This is a genomic window from Paenibacillus sp. MBLB1832, assembly GCF_032271945.1.
GTDB lineage: Bacteria > Bacillota > Bacilli > Paenibacillales > NBRC-103111 > Paenibacillus_E > Paenibacillus_E roseopurpureus.
This window is the reverse complement of record NZ_CP130319.1, coordinates 2,065,715-2,085,172: the sequence shown is the minus strand read 5'-3', so window position 1 is coordinate 2,085,172 and position 19,458 is coordinate 2,065,715. Positions and strand designations below refer to the sequence as shown.

General features: G+C 45.9%; 20 protein-coding genes. 5 read left to right on the top strand and 15 right to left on the bottom strand.

Features of this window, described 5'->3' with window-relative positions; all coding sequences use genetic code 11:
* Positions 1 to 98: 98 nt before the first annotated feature.
* The 5 genes from MJB10_RS08995 (at position 99) to MJB10_RS08975 (ending at position 3,069) form a co-directional block, all read left to right on the top strand.
* Positions 99 to 359: a hypothetical protein gene (locus MJB10_RS08995; protein WP_314803717.1), complete on the top strand. Its 261-nt coding sequence runs from the start codon at positions 99 to 101 to the stop codon at positions 357 to 359.
* 154 nt (positions 360 to 513) lie between these two features.
* Entirely contained in the window at positions 514 to 1,305 is a 792-nt protein-coding gene (modA, locus tag MJB10_RS08990) for a molybdate ABC transporter substrate-binding protein (protein WP_314803715.1), read from the top strand.
* A gap of 2 nt (positions 1,306 to 1,307) precedes the next feature.
* On the top strand, positions 1,308 to 1,985 hold the full coding sequence (modB, locus tag MJB10_RS08985) for a molybdate ABC transporter permease subunit (protein ID WP_314803711.1): 678 nt from the start codon (positions 1,308 to 1,310) through the stop codon (positions 1,983 to 1,985).
* Positions 1,986 to 1,996: 11 nt separating this feature from the next.
* Positions 1,997 to 2,380: a CidA/LrgA family protein gene (locus tag MJB10_RS08980; protein ID WP_314803708.1), complete on the top strand. Its 384-nt coding sequence runs from the start codon at positions 1,997 to 1,999 to the stop codon at positions 2,378 to 2,380.
* Positions 2,377 to 3,069: an LrgB family protein gene (locus tag MJB10_RS08975; protein WP_314803705.1), complete on the top strand. Its 693-nt coding sequence runs from the start codon at positions 2,377 to 2,379 to the stop codon at positions 3,067 to 3,069. Before MJB10_RS08980 ends, MJB10_RS08975 begins: the two co-directional genes overlap by 4 nt.
* Here MJB10_RS08975 and MJB10_RS08970 read toward each other — a convergent pair.
* From MJB10_RS08970 to MJB10_RS08900, 15 genes are all read right to left on the bottom strand, one after another.
* Entirely contained in the window at positions 3,066 to 3,320 is a 255-nt protein-coding gene (locus tag MJB10_RS08970; RefSeq protein ID WP_314803702.1) for a hypothetical protein, read from the bottom strand. The genes MJB10_RS08975 and MJB10_RS08970 overlap by 4 nt on opposite strands.
* A gap of 76 nt (positions 3,321 to 3,396) precedes the next feature.
* Positions 3,397 to 5,763, bottom strand: coding sequence for a glycoside hydrolase family 95 protein (locus MJB10_RS08965; RefSeq protein WP_314803698.1), 2,367 nt, complete (start codon positions 5,761 to 5,763; stop codon positions 3,397 to 3,399).
* A 170-nt stretch (positions 5,764 to 5,933) separates the two neighbouring features.
* Entirely contained in the window at positions 5,934 to 6,734 is an 801-nt protein-coding gene (locus MJB10_RS08960; RefSeq protein ID WP_314803695.1) for a sugar phosphate isomerase/epimerase family protein, read from the bottom strand.
* 125 nt (positions 6,735 to 6,859) lie between these two features.
* Positions 6,860 to 7,300: a pentapeptide repeat-containing protein gene (locus tag MJB10_RS08955; protein ID WP_314803692.1), complete on the bottom strand. Its 441-nt coding sequence runs from the start codon at positions 7,298 to 7,300 to the stop codon at positions 6,860 to 6,862.
* 52 nt (positions 7,301 to 7,352) lie between these two features.
* Positions 7,353 to 7,934 carry a hypothetical protein gene (locus MJB10_RS08950; protein ID WP_314803689.1) on the bottom strand — a complete coding sequence of 194 codons (582 nt, stop codon included), beginning with the start codon at positions 7,932 to 7,934 and terminating at the stop codon, positions 7,353 to 7,355.
* 184 nt (positions 7,935 to 8,118) lie between these two features.
* A complete protein-coding gene (locus MJB10_RS08945; protein ID WP_314803686.1) occupies positions 8,119 to 10,335 on the bottom strand; it encodes a helix-turn-helix domain-containing protein in 2,217 nt (738 codons plus the stop codon).
* A gap of 187 nt (positions 10,336 to 10,522) precedes the next feature.
* The gene (locus MJB10_RS08940; RefSeq protein ID WP_314803683.1) at positions 10,523 to 12,193 is read right to left on the bottom strand and encodes an extracellular solute-binding protein; all 1,671 of its coding nucleotides are present in this window, start codon (positions 12,191 to 12,193) and stop codon (positions 10,523 to 10,525) included.
* 128 nt (positions 12,194 to 12,321) lie between these two features.
* Positions 12,322 to 13,197, bottom strand: coding sequence for a carbohydrate ABC transporter permease (locus MJB10_RS08935; protein WP_314803679.1), 876 nt, complete (start codon positions 13,195 to 13,197; stop codon positions 12,322 to 12,324).
* 13 nt (positions 13,198 to 13,210) lie between these two features.
* Positions 13,211 to 14,197: an ABC transporter permease gene (locus MJB10_RS08930; protein ID WP_397386584.1), complete on the bottom strand. Its 987-nt coding sequence runs from the start codon at positions 14,195 to 14,197 to the stop codon at positions 13,211 to 13,213.
* A 160-nt stretch (positions 14,198 to 14,357) separates the two neighbouring features.
* A complete protein-coding gene (locus MJB10_RS08925; RefSeq protein ID WP_314803677.1) occupies positions 14,358 to 15,485 on the bottom strand; it encodes a glycoside hydrolase family 88 protein in 1,128 nt (375 codons plus the stop codon).
* A 190-nt stretch (positions 15,486 to 15,675) separates the two neighbouring features.
* On the bottom strand, positions 15,676 to 16,074 hold the full coding sequence (locus MJB10_RS08920) for an RICIN domain-containing protein (protein ID WP_314805539.1): 399 nt from the start codon (positions 16,072 to 16,074) through the stop codon (positions 15,676 to 15,678).
* Positions 16,075 to 16,122: 48 nt separating this feature from the next.
* The gene (locus tag MJB10_RS08915) at positions 16,123 to 16,428 is read right to left on the bottom strand and encodes a glycoside hydrolase family protein (protein ID WP_314803675.1); all 306 of its coding nucleotides are present in this window, start codon (positions 16,426 to 16,428) and stop codon (positions 16,123 to 16,125) included.
* A gap of 234 nt (positions 16,429 to 16,662) precedes the next feature.
* Positions 16,663 to 17,910 carry an MFS transporter gene (locus tag MJB10_RS08910; RefSeq protein ID WP_397386583.1) on the bottom strand — a complete coding sequence of 416 codons (1,248 nt, stop codon included), beginning with the start codon at positions 17,908 to 17,910 and terminating at the stop codon, positions 16,663 to 16,665.
* Between the two features lie 16 nt (positions 17,911 to 17,926).
* Positions 17,927 to 18,352, bottom strand: coding sequence for a MerR family transcriptional regulator (locus tag MJB10_RS08905; protein WP_314803673.1), 426 nt, complete (start codon positions 18,350 to 18,352; stop codon positions 17,927 to 17,929).
* A 208-nt stretch (positions 18,353 to 18,560) separates the two neighbouring features.
* Positions 18,561 to 19,334 (bottom strand): phytanoyl-CoA dioxygenase family protein, encoded by a 774-nt coding sequence (locus MJB10_RS08900; protein WP_314803671.1) that lies wholly within the window; start codon positions 19,332 to 19,334, stop codon positions 18,561 to 18,563.
* Between the last annotated feature and the right edge of the window lie 124 nt (positions 19,335 to 19,458).

Below are 19,458 nucleotides of genomic sequence, written 5' to 3'. Positions count from 1 at the left end.
ATTGTCAAGAACTACCAGAATACGACACCGTCATTCGAGCGACATCGCAAACGAACTGCGTTATTCTATGAAAAATGATTCATAGGAGGCGTACTAGGATGATGCAAAACTTGCAAATCTGCGGATTAGGTTTTCTCAGCATTAGTATTATGTACTATCTCATGATCGATATTTTTGAGAAGAGTAAGCGCCTCAGACAGAACACTCCCTCCTTGCAGGAGCTACCCGCTCAGGTTGTTACGACTATCGTTCCTCCTTCCGTACACGAAGGTGTTTATCCGATGTATATTGATTGCAGCCGTCTGCCGCGCGGTTCCGCGTCGCACACGAATTCGGCCTTAACCCCTGCGGCTATATGATCTCAATAATAAAGGAGCTAAGCAGCCTATATCTGCTTAGCTCCTTTGCATTTGGCTCGCCAATTAACGCCAACAGGTTTAGATATAATCGAAAATAATTTGTTATATTGATTTATAATCAAATAGATAGTTTTCACAAATCGGAGGGAAGTACATGTTTCGTTTAAGCAAGATTAGTTATCATTTGTCATATTTCGTTTTAGCTGCATTGGTGATTACAGGATGTGCAAAAGCAGAAACGTCTGCTGAGAAGATCGAATTAACGATTTCAGCCGCTGCAAGTTTAACGGATGCTTTGAAAGAGATTCAAACTAACTATGAAAATAAGAACAAATCGATTAAAATTAATTTTAACTTCGGTGCTTCCGGCGCGTTGCAGCAACAAATCGAGCAAGGTGCACCTGCGGACTTATTTTTTAGCGCAGCAACCAAAAATATGAAAGCTTTAGTAGATAAGCAGTTGATTGATTCTGCCCAACAAAAAAACTTGTTAGTGAACGAACTCGTCGCTGTCGTGCCAGCTGATGGCAAAGTCAGCGTGCAAAAAGCAGAGGATCTGAACAACGATGCGATTAAGCACCTTGCTGTTGGTGAGCCGCAAACGGTTCCTGCGGGAAGTTATGCCAAGGAAGCATTAACGAACGTGAAACTATGGGATACGCTGCAAGCCAAAATCGTGCAAGGCAAAGATGTTCGCCAAGTCCTGACTTATGTGGAATCTGGCAATGCCGAAGCAGGTTTCGTCTATAAGACGGATGCGCTGACTTCCAAAAGTGTGAAGGTCGCGTTCAGCGTTGATCCGAAAACGTACACGCCAATTCAATACCCTGCTGGAATTGTTAAAGCGACGAAGCATAGCAAAGAAACGCTGGACTTTTTCACCTATTTGCAAAGTAAAGATGCACAAGATGTGTTCGTGAAATACGGATTTACGATTCCCCAATAAGGATGTCACCCATGAACTGGACTGAATTCACTGCTCCAATCTTGCTTTCAATAAAAGTTGCCATATGCTCAAGCCTAATCGTTCTGGTCCTAGGCGGATTCACCGCATGGCGGATGACTCGGCGCACATTTCGAGGGAAACTTTGGCTCGAAACGGCCTTTATCCTCCCTCTAGTGCTTCCTCCGACGGTCGTCGGGTTCATTCTGCTTGTTCTGCTTGGTAAAAGGAGCTGGATCGGTTCTGTGATGGAGCATCTCTTCCACCAATCCATCATTTTCACTTGGGGAGCAGCTGTGATCGCCTCGATCGTGGTTGCTTTTCCCTTGGTTTATCAAACCATGAAAACGGGATTTGCGCTCGTTAGTCGCGACTTGGAAGATGCGGGGAGATCGCTTGGCGCCTCGGAGTGGCAAGTGCTCCGCTACATTACGTTGCCGCTGGCGTGGCGGTCCGTCATGGGCGCTTATATTCTAGGTTTCGCCAGAGGGCTGGGGGAATTTGGCGCAACACTTATGATTGCGGGCAATATTCCGCACAAAACGCAGACACTGCCGACCGCCATTTATATTGCCGTTGAATCGGGGAATCCGTCCATGGCATGGTATTGGACAGGATCCATCATTCTGATCTCGTTCGGACTCTTATTTATCGTCAATCATCGTTCGAGAAACGCCACATAGAGGAGGACCTTATGCTAGGACTCGCCATTTTATTGATTTTTAACCTGATTGGGATTGGGCTTCAGACGAGTCTGCATCTACCTTTACCAGGCAATGTCATCGGACTTATTCTGTTCACGATCGCGTTATTTGCGAAAATCATAAAGCTAGAATGGGTCGAAACGACAGCCAATTGGTTCACGGGCAATATGATGCTCTTCTTTCTCCCTTTCGTTGTGGGAACGATGGCGTTCTTCCCGTTGATAGGGGCAAACTGGCTATCCATTGGCGTTGGCGTCGTTGGAAGCACGATGGTCGTGCTGATTGTGACGGGTTGGATTACGAAGACATTGCAGCGTAAAGAAACGAATGCAGGCATGGATAAAGCGCCTCCACAGAAAGGAGTGAGCGTATGAGCGTTCCTTCTTGGGTCGCGAACCCCATGTTTGGTATTACGCTAAGCGTCGCTGCCTATTCCGCTGCACAGCTGATTCATAAGCGCTGGTCATGGCTGCATCCGCTTTTCGTATGCTCATGCTTTATTATTTGCCTGCTGCTCAGCTTTCGAATTCCTTACTCTGCCTACAAGGCAGGCGCTGATTACCTTACCCTGTTGCTTGGACCCGCAACCGTTGCCCTCGGCGTCCCGCTGTACAAGCACGCGGGCCTGATTCGAAAGCAGCTGACGGGCATCTTGATTGCCGTCACGTTTGGTTCGCTCGCGGGCATCGCTGGCGCCGCTGCGCTGATAGGCTTACTCGGCGGCAGCCGCGAGATTCTGCTCAGCATGCTGCCGAAATCGGTCAGCTCGCCCATCGCGATCGAGATCTCCAGCCGACTTGGTGGGCTGCCAGAACTGACAGCCGTGCTGACGGTGCTGACCGGTCTGTGCGGAAGCATGATTGGCAGAAAACTGCTATTCTGGCTTGGGTTTCGCAATGCGTTACCGATCGGCATCGCCATTGGAACCGCTGCGCATGGCATCGGAACCGCTCGGTTGATTAAGGATTCCGAAATCGAAGGCAGTATGAGCGGCTTCGCCATGGGCGCTGCGGGCATTATCACCTCGATTTTATTTATACCGATTTACTGGTGGATTGGTTAAGTGTGGCGGATCCAAACGGCCATCTCACCCACACCTCGATTGCCCCATAAATAGTAAGGCACCGCCTTTAGCTTAACCAGTTCTGCGTCACGACCTTGCGAAAGCGGGCGATAAGGCGTATGCGCTTGCCAGGAAGAGGTCTCCGCCCTAGATCCATGCGCTTCAATTACGACAGCTCCACCTAGCAGATTCCCCTCGAAATGCGCGTGGAGCGGTTGATTGCTCGATATCGTTAGCGAAGCGAGCGGCATGTGATTATCCTTTCGGCTGGCCTATCACATGACACAAAAAATGAGCCTCCCCAAATCGGGGAGACTCATTTCACAATTACTGATACGTAATGCGATACGTCATATTTTTCACAGTCTGGAACTGCATAATATCCTGCTCACTCACGCACGGTACCTCATTTCCATTGGCATCCACAACACGCAGTGGTTTGCTCGCGTATAGGCGGCACAATCCCCCCTGCTTGGACACAATTTCCGCCTCCACCATCTCACGGTTCTCCCAGCGCAGATTTACCTCGAACCCGCCTCTAGCACGAAGTCCCTTTACGCTGCCTGATGGCCACGCATTTGGCAATGCAGGGAGCAGCTCGATATAGCCCTGATATGACTGCATCAACATTTCCACAATGCCTGCCGTCACGGCGAAATTTCCATCAATTTGGAAAGGAGGATGCGCATCAAACAGATTGGCGTACACACCGCCAACGTGGTAGTTTTCCTGCTCATTGTCAACGAGCTTTAATAGATTCGTAATAAGCCCCAAGGCGCGATTGCCATCGCCGAAACGTGCCCAGAGCGAGATTTTCCAACCAAGGCTCCACCCTGTTCCGCCATCTCCACGGCGTTCTAACGATTGCCTAGCCGCATCGAACAGTTCAGGCGTCCCCTTCGCCGTTAGCTGGCGTCCTGGGTAGACACCGAATAAATGCGAAACATGACGGTGGTGGATATCCTCATCCTCGAAGTCCTGCGACCACTCCTGCAGTTGACCATATTGGCCAATTTGCATCGGGAACAACCGAGCACGCGCCTCCACGAGTTGACCTCGGAAGTCCTCATCCAGCTCTAAGAGCGTTGAAGCCTCGATACAATTTGAAAATAAGTCCCAAATTAACGCCATATCCATCGTGGATGCGATGCTGACGCCGACTTTGGCGCCATCTACAATGAATTTGTGTTCTGGCGATGTGGATGGCGAAGTGACAAGTGTCCCCTGCTCATCCTCGATGAGCCAATCCAAGGCAAACAACGCTGCCCCCTTCATAATTGGATAGGCGCGTTCACGCAAGAAGTTCTGATCTAAACCAAACGCATAATGCTCCCATAGATGTTGTGAAAGCCATACCCCGCCGAGCGGCCACAGCGCCCAAACGGGATCGCCATGCCCATAATTACCGACAGGCGCCGTCTGCGCCCAAATATCGGTGTTATGATGGGCTGTCCAGCCGTTGGCACCATAGTGAATACGCGCGGTATCTTGTCCGTTATGGGACAACCGTTCGATCAGATCGAACAATGGCTCATGGCATTCCGCCAAGTTACTGACCTCCACAGGCCAATAATTCATCTGCGCATTAATGTTTAATGTCCAGTTGGAACTCCAAGGCGGCCGTGTTTCCTGATTCCAAATACCCTGTAAGTTCGCTGGCAACGAACCAGGCCTGGAGCTCGTGATCATCAGATATCGTCCATATTGGAAAAGCAGCTGTACAAGCCCCGCATCCTTCGCTCCCAGGGAAACGATGCGTTGATCTGTCGGCAGGGATTCATTTGCCGATGTAGTTTCGATATCACCAAGCTGCAGCTCTACGCGATTGTACAAACGCTGATAATCCGCTACATGCCGCTCTCGCAGATCAACATACGAGTGCTGCATCGCACTTGCCAGTACTTCTCGTGCCTTTGCACCTGGATCTATGCGATCCTGTGTCGGCGAGTAGCTCGTTGCTGCGCTAACAAAGAGCGTAACCGCAATTGCCTCTCGAATATGCATGCCGTCTGCATCTACGACACATGTCCCGCCTTCCAGCTGCGCAGCTAAGCGCACCTCGAACGTCATCGCCTTCGTCGTTTTCGGGTCTCCATACACGATCGGATGACTCGTTTCGTAATAACTTGGATCTACATGTTCAGGAGCGTAGCCCTTCAATAACAAGCTGGACTCCTCAACAGCCGTTCGAAACCGCAACGGGCTATTTAGATGCGCATGCAAGTTCAACATGCCAGGTTCACTTGCGCGAAGCGAGACGACTAGCACCTGATCCGGATGCGAAATGAACATTTCACGTGTATAAGTAACGTTACCAATACGGTACGTCACCCCAGCCACACCCTCTTGCAAATCGAGGCATCGGTTATAATCTTTATGGATTTTTCCATGATCCATTTGCAAGCATAGATGTCCTAAAGGCAAATAGGACTGGGTGTATGGCCCCATCATTTGTTTGGACAAGCGGTCGGCCTCAACGAACTCTCCCTCTTTCAGCAGTTCGCGAACACGCGGGAGGATGCTGAGCGCGTTGGGATTGTTTTCATTTTTCGGCGCGCCTGACCAAAGTGTTTCCTCATTGAGCTGGAGCTGTTCGTTCTCCACGCCCCCAAATACCATTGCACCGAGACGGCTATTGCCTATCGGAAGCGCCTCCGTCCATGCTTTTGCCGGGTTATTATAGCTAAGTTTCATTACAGATTCCTCCCAGGTCATGAATCTAGTCAAGCATTAAACTTAGCTTAATGGATTAGGAAAGCAAGTAGGAAGGACAATTCTCATGCATCCTGGTACAAAATTAAGATGATTTTGTGAGCACACCCATATAAAAAAAGCCTTGTCACATAGGACAGGCTCTCTTGAAATTAAATCGTATATTTCGTCCGTATGCGTTCACCGATCCAGTGATTAACCTGAAACAAATCTGCGATCGGCTGCTGAGTAAACGGAATAGTCGGCATATAGCCTGGAGGCCCGAACTCTGGCGTAAAAGTCGCATTCGGCTGCGAAGCAATGAGGGGATTGTTCAGTATGTCATCCCACCATTGCTCGAACTGCTCCAAATATCTCGCAAATTCTGGTGCTGCTGGATGCGGTACCTGAGGCCCTTCTTCAAAACCAACTCTGCCATGCACATGCAGGGCACGGCTCTTAATCAAGGTAAGCTCCTCTTGCTGATCTTGAAGCAGGGATTCGCAGACACACGTAAAATGACTGAAATCTGCCGTTACTTTCAGTTCGGGAAACAAGAGAAGGTTTCTAGCAGTTGCCTTAGGTGTAAACAGAATGCGCCCGCGGTGCGTTTCGTGTGCAACTTGAATACCTGCTTCCTTCTCCACTCGCAGTGCAAATTCGAAAAAGCGCGCTTGCTCCTCCTCAGACATATAGTCTTTACCACTATGGGCATTTATGAAAAGGGGCCGATACGTCTTGGCTTGCTCGACTTGCTCTTGAAACGATTCTTCGTGTCGGCCTGCAGCTGTGAAAATCTGAGGAATAAAAGAAAGCTGAAGCTGGTCTATCAGCTCAATAAACTCACTACGTTCCTCTTGACTTGGAAGAGGCGCTTCAATGCCAGCATAACCATGATCCTTGGCACGGTACAGCTTCTCGCTGAGTGTTCCCGTCATTCCCCATAGTGCGTGAAAAAGTTGTAATTTCAACATAATCCCTCCTGAAAACCCAATTTAACATCAACTCTAATTATTGCGTTAGTGTTTGAACTTGGTCAAGTCCGTTAACTATTCTCGTGACAAATTTTCATCATATTCCAAGTAATATTCCGCTTCTCTTACAGCTTCTTCAATAGTTCTTCTATTAAAATGCCGTTTATCTTTAAGCCCGTAATGTCACAATCTATAATCTCCATATTGGTCAAGTTACAATTCTTAAATAGAATCGGTCGATAGTCCCCTTCAGGATTATAATTCCCGTCCCCTTCTACAGGAAGTATAATATTTGAAAATTCAGTGCCCATTAAATGAATATGTTCAATTTTCATATCACTCATATTTGCATTCTGAATACATGACTGAGATAAATTAATATCTGTAAGTCTCCATCCAGACGCATTTACATTATTTAGTGCCATTTCACTCAAATTAGCGTTGTTTACCTTCGTTTTAGATAGGTTTACATTATCAAAATCTAGCTCTTGTGCATTCACTTTCTTGAACGTAGATCCTGAAATATTCTTCATTTCAAATTCCAACTTGTTTGGTTCTAATTGCATTTTCATTCTCCTCTGTTGTTTTTGGTGTTTTTGCAATAAGTGAACTCACCATTCAAAAGCCACTTCTACTTTTTTTCTTTTCCTCTCTTATATATATCCAGAATCCAGGAAGCACGAACGGTATTGAAATTAGCATATATATTGCAAAATTCTTAAATACGGAAAAAATCCTCTCCGTGAAATCTGCAATTAATGTGAACCTTAGTGCATCAATATCACTAAAATCTTTAGTGTTAATCGATATTTCATATTGATCTTGACGATCCACTTTGAAGCTAATAATCGACTCTCCAACATTCTGATTAATTGAATAACTTAGTGATGAATCACCTTTCAAACTTAATTCATTCCCATGATTCTTGACCGAAATTTGAAGCCAATCCGTAAGTTTTACATTCTTATTGTTACTTGTAATTGTCAATGGACCAAACTGTTTCGTTGATTGATTGTATTCATAGAAAATTGTATACTTCCCAGGTACAAGCTCAACAGCTGTTTTGGCATTTACAGGTATGAAATTTCGCCCACTAATTGGATTATCTTTAATTATAGAAATTGCACTAATTACAATCCCTATTGAGATAATACTACCTGCAAGAATAAGTAATAAATATTGCCTAATAAATGGTTTCAAAATATTCTCCTTTACTCTCTCGTATCGTTCTCTTCCATCTATTGATCCACAATTCCAACACAGCTTTCTATATCAGGTTTCAATGCCCCTCTCCTTTATTCAATCAATCCCATAATATTCCTGCAAACCAGACAAAAAAAGACAGCCCCCCCAAAGAGTTACTGTCCCAAGGCTCTGTCTTCCATCACTCACTATGCACTTTCCGATAATCCCCAGGCGTCGTACCGATCATTTTCTTGAATGCCCGAATGAAGGACATTTGATGCAGGTACCCGACCTTCTCTGAGATGTCTTGAATCGGTAACGAAGTCGAGCGCAGCAATTCCTTCGCACGCTCCATGCGGATTTGGCAGAGATAAACAACGAACTTCTCACCAAATTCCTCTTTGAATAACGTACTTAAACTCGATGAATTCATGTTAAATTGATCACTGAGGCTCGTTAAAGAGAGGTCGGGATCATTGAAATTCGCCTCCAGATAATCTCGGACCTTTTGCACCACACCGTGATTGCCTTTGCTGGCACGTATGGCTTCCATTTTTCTCGCACAGGAGGTTAAGCTCTCGGAATAGAAAGACTCCAGCTCATCCAACGTTTCGAGCGCATCCATATTCTCATCCCACGGAGTTCGGAACTCCTTGTTCCAGAGGTCTTGATATTCGGGCGGCAACTCCATCATTTCTCTATAGAAATAGTAGTTCATGTAGCTTAGAATACCGCTAATCTCCTCTTTAGGGAGTAATAATCTGCGCAATCCTTCAAAAAGCAGCTGAAGCTGCTCCCGCCACCCCTCATTGCCGACGCGGAAAGCTTGCGCAATGGTCCGAACATACTGCAAGTAAACGTACAGGTCGTCATGCGATAATAGCTCGATCTCCCAGTGCCCGATGATCCGATTGCTGCCAAGTGCGGATTTGTAATCCAATGCCCTCGCCGCCGATTCATACGAATGAGATATCGCATTCACATCCGTGACCGTAACCCCCAGACCGATCGTCACCGTCAGTTTCAAATTTTCCTGCATCCATTGACGCACCTGTTCCATGAGCCCCAACAGCACGGACTTCGTCTGAATGTCATCTTGTTCTTTGAGCACGATCAGACATAGCCGATGATTCGTAGCCCACTCGTGCCAAATGTGCAAACCGTTCGCTTCGGATGTCTCTTCGATCACCTTTTTCAAAATATATTTAAATAACCCCTGATCCTGGCGGGAATGGCCGCTAATGAATTCAATATACTTATCGATTTCAACAATGCTGACCGAAGCGCTGCCGAACTGCTTCATCCCCAGCTCCTGCAATTCACTCTTCCACTCCGCGTCATCAATCCGCCGGCTTCCGTCCACCAACTCATGGAATAACTGAATCCGTCGATATTGGTCATTCACCTGACTCTGATTCTGATATTCACGGCTGACCTCAATGATACTGCTTAACGTATAATCGATATAACTAAGTTCATCCCCGGTCGGGCCCTGAATGGGACGCTCTTTATGCGCCTGATTGTATTTCTCGATCCGAGACATAATCGTTTCGATCGGCTTGTAGTTTTTACGTGAAATATAGACGATCCAACCGATACCTAACAATAAGCCAAGGAACCCGACAATAAACCAACCACTTCGCATATAGCTAAAAATATCGCCAAGTTCCTCTTGCTTGAGGGAACTCGCAATTGTCCATCCGGTATACATTGAAATTAACGTAATGTCATTAGACTTGGATGGTTTTCCTGGTTGTTCAAACAGTTTTTTGCCTTCACTATCATAAAGCGCAATCTGATTGACCTCTGATGTGCCATATTTGCTTAGAAACTCTTGAATCGCGCCCACTTTCACATTAATGACGAGCATAGCAATGCCTTTACTCTGCAAAGGGACGCCTTTAGCCATGGAAATGACCGTGCCCTCTGAATTCCCATCTTTCACCGTTCGATATGCACGAGGCAGACTCCATGAAGCCAACTCGGGATGGTTTAAATGGCTTTCAATGAAAGTCCGATCACCAAACTGCTCAATATTCAATTTGGTTTTATCACTAATAACGGTTCCATCCCCTGCCCTATACAAATAAGCGGAGTCAATCCATGGATGAGTAGCCGTCAAATTCTGGAGCAATTGTGAGAGCTCGATCAGAAAGACCGAATCGCTTTGCATGCCCGCGAAAGTCGTTAATTTCATATTCCGCGTAATCGTCTCCAGCATCATCATTTCGATGGAGTTCAGCGACATATCGATGCTGTTTTGAATATTTTGAACATATACGTTACTCGATTTCAGGGCTTCTTTCCGTGATAAGTCATTGAGCTGCACAACCCCGATAAATACAAATAAGCACACAATTAGAATAAGCACAGGTACATAGGAAAGTAGCAAGCGACGGAACCAATTTCTTCTCAAGATGAGCCCTCTCCCTTATCTGCAATGAAAAATCTATATTCATATTCTAATCGTGTTGCTGGCATCGAGCAATATACAACCTTTCGCCGAGTTAACATACATCTGGTAACAGGGTGAAAAAGCCTCCTCCGCGTATGCAACACTGGAAGAGGCTGGAAGAGATAGGGAGAGTCAGATCAGAACGATGTTATTTCGTCAACAATTTATAATAATCTTTCGTGAAAATAACGTCTTTTTTGTTATCCGTATAGGCCTTTGTCAAGAAGTCATCGACTTTCTTACCGCCGCCTTTATCCCAAGCATCTTGTGCATCTTTCATTGCTTGTTCAACCGTATAACTTGATCCGCTGACAACAGCTTTCGTATAAATATTCGTTAGCGTATTCTTCAACGTGTTTTTGATGACTGTTAGATCTTCCGTCAATGTTACTGGAAGCACGACTTCAGACGTTGTAGGACGATCCGGTGTGATGTAAGCAGCTCTAGCTTGCTTGACTAAATCCATATACGCTTTATCAATCGGCTTCGAGGGATCCAAGGTGTTCGTATACTCTACACATTTCCCCATCGTGCCTGTCTGAGACATCATTTGGAAATCACCATTCCAATTTAATTCTTTCTTGTTTTTCTCCGTATCGATTGGTTTTGGACAACCGTCTACCATTTTATAATGAACGCCTTCAAAACCGTACATCAATGTCGTTTGAACCTCAGGTTGCATCAGCCAATCGACATATTTCATAACAGCTTCAACGTTCTTCGCTGTAGCATTAATGGCCGTTGTAAATTGCATCGGCACCGCACCAGCAGGTGAGAATTGCCCGAATTCAGACTTCGGAAGCGGTATAACCGTCACTTTCGCGTCTGGATTATTTTTGATTAGCGCACTGTAAACATCGTATCCTTTAATTCCTTCTATCACATCAGAACCATAAATGCCAAGCTTGCCGTTTACCCAATCCTGTTGCGCTTTCGCACCATTTTTATCTGTGAACGTATCTTTATCTACAACCCCAGCATCATACAAACTCTTTCTAAATGCTAAATCTGCCTTTGGACGATCCCATGTCCGCACATATTGATCATTGATCAGATGATAGGACGTGATCATAGGCAATGTCTCATCACTTGCTTGATATAGTTGGAAGAAAGCATCCACATCATAGAAAGTTGAACCGAGTGTATCTTTCTTGCCATTACCGTCAGGATCTTGCTCCGTGAAGGCTTTAGCAACTTGGAGATATTCCTCTGTTGTTTTTGGCACTGGAAGCTTCAATTTATCTAACCAATCCTGGCGAATCATCACATAATGGTTGGCTGTGAATGGCAAAGTACGACCCATAAAGTACGTTTTCCCATTAAATCTCGTTAATTTTTGTAAGGACTCATTGCCAGCAATCACTTTTTTGTAATTCGTGGAATACTTCGCAATCGCATCATCAAGCGGAATAATTTGCCCTTTGGCTGCCAAGTCCTTCATATAAGGATTCGAGAATTCCATAACTAAGTCAGGAGCTTGGCCTGAAGCGAACAGGACATTCCACTTCTCCGAAGAGTTCGTACGTGGAACAGGGATAAACTCAACTTGAACAGGCGCATTCTCATTAATCCACTTTGTCCAGCGGTTATTCGTAATGGTTCCTTCACCTTCAGGTACATTGTTACGATCATAAATAGAAACCGTAATTTTTGGTTTAGGTCCTGCTGGTGTCGCACTTGCCGCAGTCGTGCTCGCTGTGCTTGGCGTCGTTGTTGCACTATCCTTTTTATCCGATGCACAAGCCGCAAGTAGCGTCGTGCTTGAGATTGCCAAAGCTAATGTAACTGATGCTGCTTTCAATGTGCTGATTTTCTTCATATGAATAAGTCACCCCTCAAGTTATGTACGTGCAATTTTTAGATACGATACCCCGATTAATTCATGTACATGTAAACTTAGACTACCATGTTTTAGCGCTTCGCATCACCTCCTTTAAGGAATTACCATTATCCTTTTACAGCACCAATTAAGACACCTTTGACGAAAAAGCGTTGTAGAAACGGATACACGATCAACATCGGTAATGTAATCACAATGATCCCTGCCGCTTTAACACCCTCTGGCGTAATCGCTGCTGCTAATTCAGGCTGTGTATTCGTCAGCTCCTGCAGCAAACTTTGATTCTGAATCATTTGTTGCACGAGTACCGCTAAATTCAGCTTGCTGGAATCATTGATATAAATCAGTACATTCACGAAGGCGTTCCAGTGGCCGACTCCATAAAATAAGGTTAACGCTGCTAGAACCGGTAATGACAATGGCAACACGATCTGAATGATCAAGCGCCATTCGGAGCAGCCATCAATACGTGAAGCCTCTTCCAACTCTTCCGGTAATCCTTCGAAAAAGGTTCTCAAAACCAAGAGGTTATATACCGTGATCAAGCCAGGCAGCCACAGAGCGCCGTAACTATTGATGAGCCCCAATTTTTGGACCAATAAATAGGTAGGAATGAGACCCGCTGAGAAAATCAAGGTGAAAATAATGGCGAATGAATAGAAACTACGTCCGATAAAATAACGCTTAGACAAGGGGTATGCAGCTAGGATGGTGAACACCATGTTTAAGAATGTCCCAACCACCGTAATAATCAAACTATTGGTAAAATCCTGGACAATCGGACTTTCCTTGAACAGCGCTTTATAGCCATCAAGGCTGAAATCAACAGGCCAAAAGCTAACCGTTCCCGACATTAACGCATGCTTATCACTAAGTGACATTGCAAAAATATGAACAATAGGTAACAAACAACTGAGACCAATGATCAATAAAAATATATAGTTGAGGTTGTAAAATAACTTCTCTCCTTGGGTATGTTTCATATGCTTCTCCTTCCTACCATAAGCCTTGTCCAAAGTGGCGTGCAATGCGATTGGCGGATAATACCAAGATTAACCCTACTAAGGATTCGAACAATCCCATTGCTGTCGCAAGACTGAAATTCGCTTGCTGAATACCGATTTTGTATATAAATGTACTAATGACCTCAGAGACTTCAAGGACGGCATTATTTTGCAGGACATACACTTGATCAAATCCTAGCTCCATGAGATGTCCGATTTTCAGAATTAATAAAATAATGATGGTTGGCGTGATCGCCGGCAGTGTAATGCGAATCGTTTGCTGCCATCTATTAGCACCATCTATGCTGGCTGCTTCATAGAGACTTTGATCGATGGCTGTAAGTGCAGCGAGGTAAATAATGGCGTTCCAGCCGGCTTCCTTCCAAACACCTGATGTCAGATAGATGGTAATCCATGAGAATTCTTTGTATAAGAAGGGATACGACTCACCAAACATCTTTTCAATCACATGATTGAGCGTACCTGTACTCTGTGAGAACACAGTCACCACGATTCCCCCAACAATGACCCAGTTGAGAAAATGCGGTAGATACACTAATGTCTGTACCAACCTTTTAATCTGTAACTTCCTAACTTCATTGAGCAGAAGCGCTAATATAATAGGAATCGGGAAGCCAATGATGATACTTAACCCACTCAGTTTTAAGGTGTTCCATATGATATTAAAATTCTGCTTAGTCTGAAAAATCATTTTGAAGCTATCCAAGCCTGCCCACGGGCTGCCCCAGATCCCTTTAATAAAGCTGTATTTCTTGAAAGCAATGACAAGCCCCGTCATCGGGTAGTATTTAAATATAAGGTAGAAAAGGATGACGGGCACAAACATGATGTACAAAGGAATATTTTGTTTAAGTACGCGTTTGCCATACTTCCTAACTAACCAATTGCTTTTGGTTTTAACTGGGCTCGCCTTCTGATTAATCATAGCGGAGGTTGAAGACGGGTTTGCTTCACTCATCGATGTCACATCCTTGCTCTGTAATTTGAACTCATCGTACCTGCTCAGCCGTCATCCGTACAATATACATGATTTCGATCAGTTAACAGGCTTGCGCTTAGCGGATTTGCGGGTTGTGATATACCTTTTTTCATGCCATATACCTTTGTAAAATATGCGGTTACGCCTCGTCAGACAAGCCTGCTTCGGAGAAGGAAGGGTAGCCCTGCAGCTTCGCCAATGCTTCCATATAATAATAATCGCCATAGATGAGCGGCTTGTTCACATTCTGGTTACTCGGCAGGTTACCTGTGCCAGATAGGAGGATAGCTTCTTCAGAATCATCCCCCTGGTAGTTGTTCGCTAGGGATTGCAAGATCGCACACGCTTGTTCCTTATAAAAGAGGGCTTTGTCGCCAGCGCATACCGCTGCCAGATCGAGAAGTCCGCATGCCGCAATCGCCGCAGCGCTCGTATCTCGCGGTGCCGCCTCGAAGGTCGGCAGGCGGAAGTCCCAGTACGGCACCTTATCCGCAGGTAAGTGTGACGTGAAGAATTGCGCAGCGCGCTCCGCCCCTGCTAAGAAATCGGCACGGCCGGTATGGCGGTAGCTAAGCGCTAAGCCATAGATCGACCATGCCGATCCGCGAGCCCATGCGGAGTTCTCCGCATAGCCTTGGCCGCCAAGAGCGCCGACCCGCTCGCCTGTCTCCGGGTCGAAGCACACGATGTGATACGCGGAGCCATCCTCGCGAAGGAAATGCTTGGCCGCCATGTTCGCGTGCGCCTCTGCGATATGCTTGAATCGCGGGTCGCCAGTCTCCTTCGAAGCCCAATATAGAAGCGGCAAATTCATTAAACAATCAATGATGGCCCATCCGACCCGTTCAGGATGATTCCATGCCCGAATGAAGCTTCCTTTCAAGTTGAGGCGACCTGCTAGATGGCTTGCGACCGTCAAGGCTCGACGTTTGGAAGTCTCATTCTGTGTGAGGCGCCAGTTCGTGATCGACGTTAATGTCCACATGAAGCCCATATCATGATCTAGTGTATGGATGTTGGCTAGAACGGCATCCATCTGTTCCTCGCAACTCTCGGCAAGTTGGCGTAAGGAGTCATTCTTTTGATCGCGGTAAATGAGCCAGCAAATACCTGGCCAGAAGCCTGAAGTCCAATAATGCGGTGATGTCATTTGAAATTGACCGTCGTTCGATCCGTGCGGGAATTCCGCTCCTACGCGAATACTTGTGTGCAATACTTTGCGAACGCCCTGTTCCCAGGCGTCTTGTATCCATTGTTCCTGTGTCATCGTTGAACACCCCTATCCGTTGAATGCTCCAAGCATACCGACAACCTGGGTGCGGCTCAATATACATGTTTTCGAGAGGTTAACAGGTGAGAAAATATGTGAGGCAGGCCACTGAGACGGCGGGTTTGGGAGGCTAAGCGAGGAAAAAAAAGAGAAAGGGATAGCTCCCCTCCTCTCTTCACTTTAACAATTAATTAATCGTCCACTGCTGATTATTCCCGCCATTCCACGTCCATTGGATGCTCTGACCGCCATCGGCTGTGGAGCTTCCGCTAATATCCATGAATTTTCGGCTGTTCCGATTCTCCAGCGCATAATATCCATTCCCCAGATCAACCAGCAACCATTCTTGGTTTTTACCGCCGTTGCTCGCATATTGAATATTGATCGCGCCATCCGCCGTAGATTGTCCGTTCACATCCATATATTTGCCGCTTTGTTTATTCACGATACTGTAATAGCCATTCGCTTTTCTCACGAATTGCCATCTCTGATATAGATTTGTCGTGTCGGTAAACTGCTGAATCGGTGCTGCGCTGAGATTTTTGTCCGTGCCGCTGACAGCGAGTGATTTGTTGCTGTTTCGAATCGTTCACGATGCCGCCCCACGCCCCAACCCATCTGTCCCTTACCACGTTTAGTCGCCGTCAATTGTAGAGGAGTAGGCAACCGCTGCTCTTGCTTCACTGTAATCGGTCCCGTTTTCTTTGTGCATCCACATGACGAATTGACCTGTTGACGCATTATAGATGACTTTCGGCCGTTCAATATTCGCTGTCGCCAATTCTGCAGCAGAAGAATGCTTCAACACATTGTTGCGGAATTCCAATGTTTTGAGATCTGTGGAACGGTAACACGCAACTAAGTTATCACCGTTTCTGTTCTCTCCAAACCAGTAGTAATATGTGCCTACTTTAATAATGCCGCCGCCATGGGCTTGCAAAATATTGCCTGCGGAATCCTTGATTTGAACGCCATTGCTAGGAATCGTAACGCTTGCCGCCTCTGGGCAATCTTAATCGATTGCACGGGTGCCTCCTAGTGAACTTTTCCAAGTTATATGAACAATCACAACGAAACGCTTCACCACTTTTCACATATTCCTGAACAATTTGTTTGTCCCTCTTAAAAATGAAAAAAACGGAGTCACGCAAGATGCGTGCTCCGTTCCTATGTTCTAATGTGCACTCTCGACTTCGTCCACGTGTTTCAAATGCTTCTGATTCATCCATAAGTAGATGACTGCCAACACAACACAGCTGCCGCCAACGATAAATGGCATATGCGGGTTAAACCATTCCGCCAACTTTCCAGCTAAGAACGGAGCAATTGCCCCGCCGATGAAACGCAAGAAACTGTAGGCTGCTGATGCAGTTGGACGTTCAACAGGCGCAGCATTCATGACCGCCGTTGTGATCAACGTATTATTATTTCCCAGGAAAGCGCCAGCGATAATTACACACACGATAATGACGGTTTTATCTGTCGTCCACTCCGCCATGACGAACAACGTAACTGCAAATAAGAATAATTGCACACACATGGACGGTAAAGTACCATAACGCTTCTGCAACTTCGGTGCCGTAAACACGGATGTAAATGCCAGCATAAGTCCCCAACCCAAGAATACATAACCAAGCTGATGTTCATCTAAGCCTAGTTTCCCTAAAACTAAAGCCGCATATACCAATAATGTGAAAAATCCGAAGTTATACAGCGCCGCTGCGATCCCAAACGTACGTAAAGCCTTGAACTTCAAGGCGCGAAATGGATCAGCCAAGGAAGTTTTGGTTTTACGAATTTGAGTTTGCGGTTTTGGCATAATAAATAGAATCATTAAGAAGGCAATGATCATCAGACTTGCTACGCCGAAGAATGGACCTCTCCAAGAGATGGCACCAAGCTCTCCACCAAGCAATGGACCTACAGAGATCCCTAAACCAACGGCTACTTCAAACAAAATAATCGATTTAGCGACACCTGTTTTGGACATGGATACGATCGCGGATAACGCGGTTGCGACGAATAGCGCATTCCCGAGTCCCCAGCCGCCACGCAGCCATACAAGGCTCCAAATCCCATTCGACATACCGCCCAATGCGGAGAAAATGGCAATGATGACGATACCCGCAAGCAGTGTTTTCTTGATGCCAAGCCGCGATGAGATAACTCCTGTAATCAGCATCGCAACAGCCATAACGGCGTTGTAACTCGTGAATAATAACGTTACATCGCTATGAGAAGCATGCAGCTTCTTCGCAATGGCAGGTAGGATCGGGTCAACAAGACCAAGACCCATGAAAGCAATAATACTGGCGAAGACGACCGCCCATACCGCTTTCGGTTGACTAAACATACTAACTTCCTTGGTATGTGGTTTCGTCTGTGCGGCCGTTTGGGCCTTGTTCATAGCTGAGGGTTGCATGTTTCATAAGTCTCCTTTATGTGGTTATTTTTGTAATCTCGTTGTTAATACGGGTTTGAATCTGTTCAATCTCTTTGCGAAACTCCTTCATTTTGGCAAGCTTCAGATCCACCATGCTCAATTGCTGATCGACCATCGCCTTGACTTCCAGCAAGTGCAACAGCTTTTGTTGGGCTTCCTCCGTTTGGAGATACCCATCTCGCTGCTCGCCGATCTTCTCGCGAATCGCGACGAAATCCAATATTTCGTTAAGCGAAAAGCCAAGGACATCGCGTGCGGTTACGATTTGCTTTAATCGTTCGATATGCCTCGACGAATATAAGCGGATACCGCCTTCGCTGCGCTCAGGAGGGAACAAAACGCCGATCTCCTCGTAGTAACGAATCGTTCGTTTGGTCAATCCGCATTCCTTAGCAACCTCATCGATTTTGAATGTGTTCACGCAAACACTCCCTTCTGACAGATCTGGCAGTTGAATGAATTCATCATAATATTTTTGGACGTTAACGTCAACGTTAACTTTATGGCAGTGCTTTCAAGTTGAATTATAGAGAACCGCGCGCATTCCCACTCAGATCTAAAAAAGCTGGATAACGAGATTTCTCGTTTCTCCAGCTTCTTTTTTATTTTTCCATTATGTTCAAAAAATGTTATTTGATCGTATACTCTGGCTTCACCTTCGTGAAGTGGGGGTTTTCCCCAGCGACCATCAGACCCATCCCCCAGTCAAAGTGGACGTTATCTGTCGGGAAATCACTTGGGTCACGATATTGGAATAGCACGTTTCTCCGCGTTCTCACACTCCGATTCGGCTCTGATCCGTGAATCGTTAAGTAATTAAAGAAAAGCACATCACCAGCTTCAGCCACGCACGGGGTTCCATCCGTAATCGGATACTGTTTATGATTTAAATAATATGTTCCAACGTGCGGCAAAGTACCTTCGCGATGCGAACCCGGAATGACGCGCAGACAGCCATTTTGCTCATCGGCATCATCCAAATGTACGCTCGCCGCGAGCATCGTATGCTTCTCATGCGGGAAATACGGATAGTCCTGATGCATCGGGAAAGCTGCGCCGACCTCTGGCGGTTTGACTAGCATTTTCGAGTGATGAAGCTGCACATTAGGCCCAATAATTTGAGTGAGTACTTCACGCATACGGGAATGAACAGCAGCTCGCGTGAAAGCGGCATCATGATAGTGTACATCGTGAAATCCTTTCAGCACCAGCTTCTTCAATTCCTCTTTCGGAAGGAAATCTCCTTGCCAGGCATGATTGCCGTCCGACTTGGATTGGGCTGCGCGAGTAATAATTTTCTCTACAGCTTCTCTCATCTCAGCCACTTCTTGCTGATTGAACACACCTTTGACTAACAAATATCCATTTTCTTTGTAAAATTCCGCATCCCTCGATTGAATCATGTCCACGCCTCCAATTTATTGATTAGCATAATTCCCTTATCACACTTATAATTATAGGAGGTTGGACTGACCTATGTCTTTTTCGAGAGCGGACTTATTTTTGTAAAATAAGGACATCTTCAGT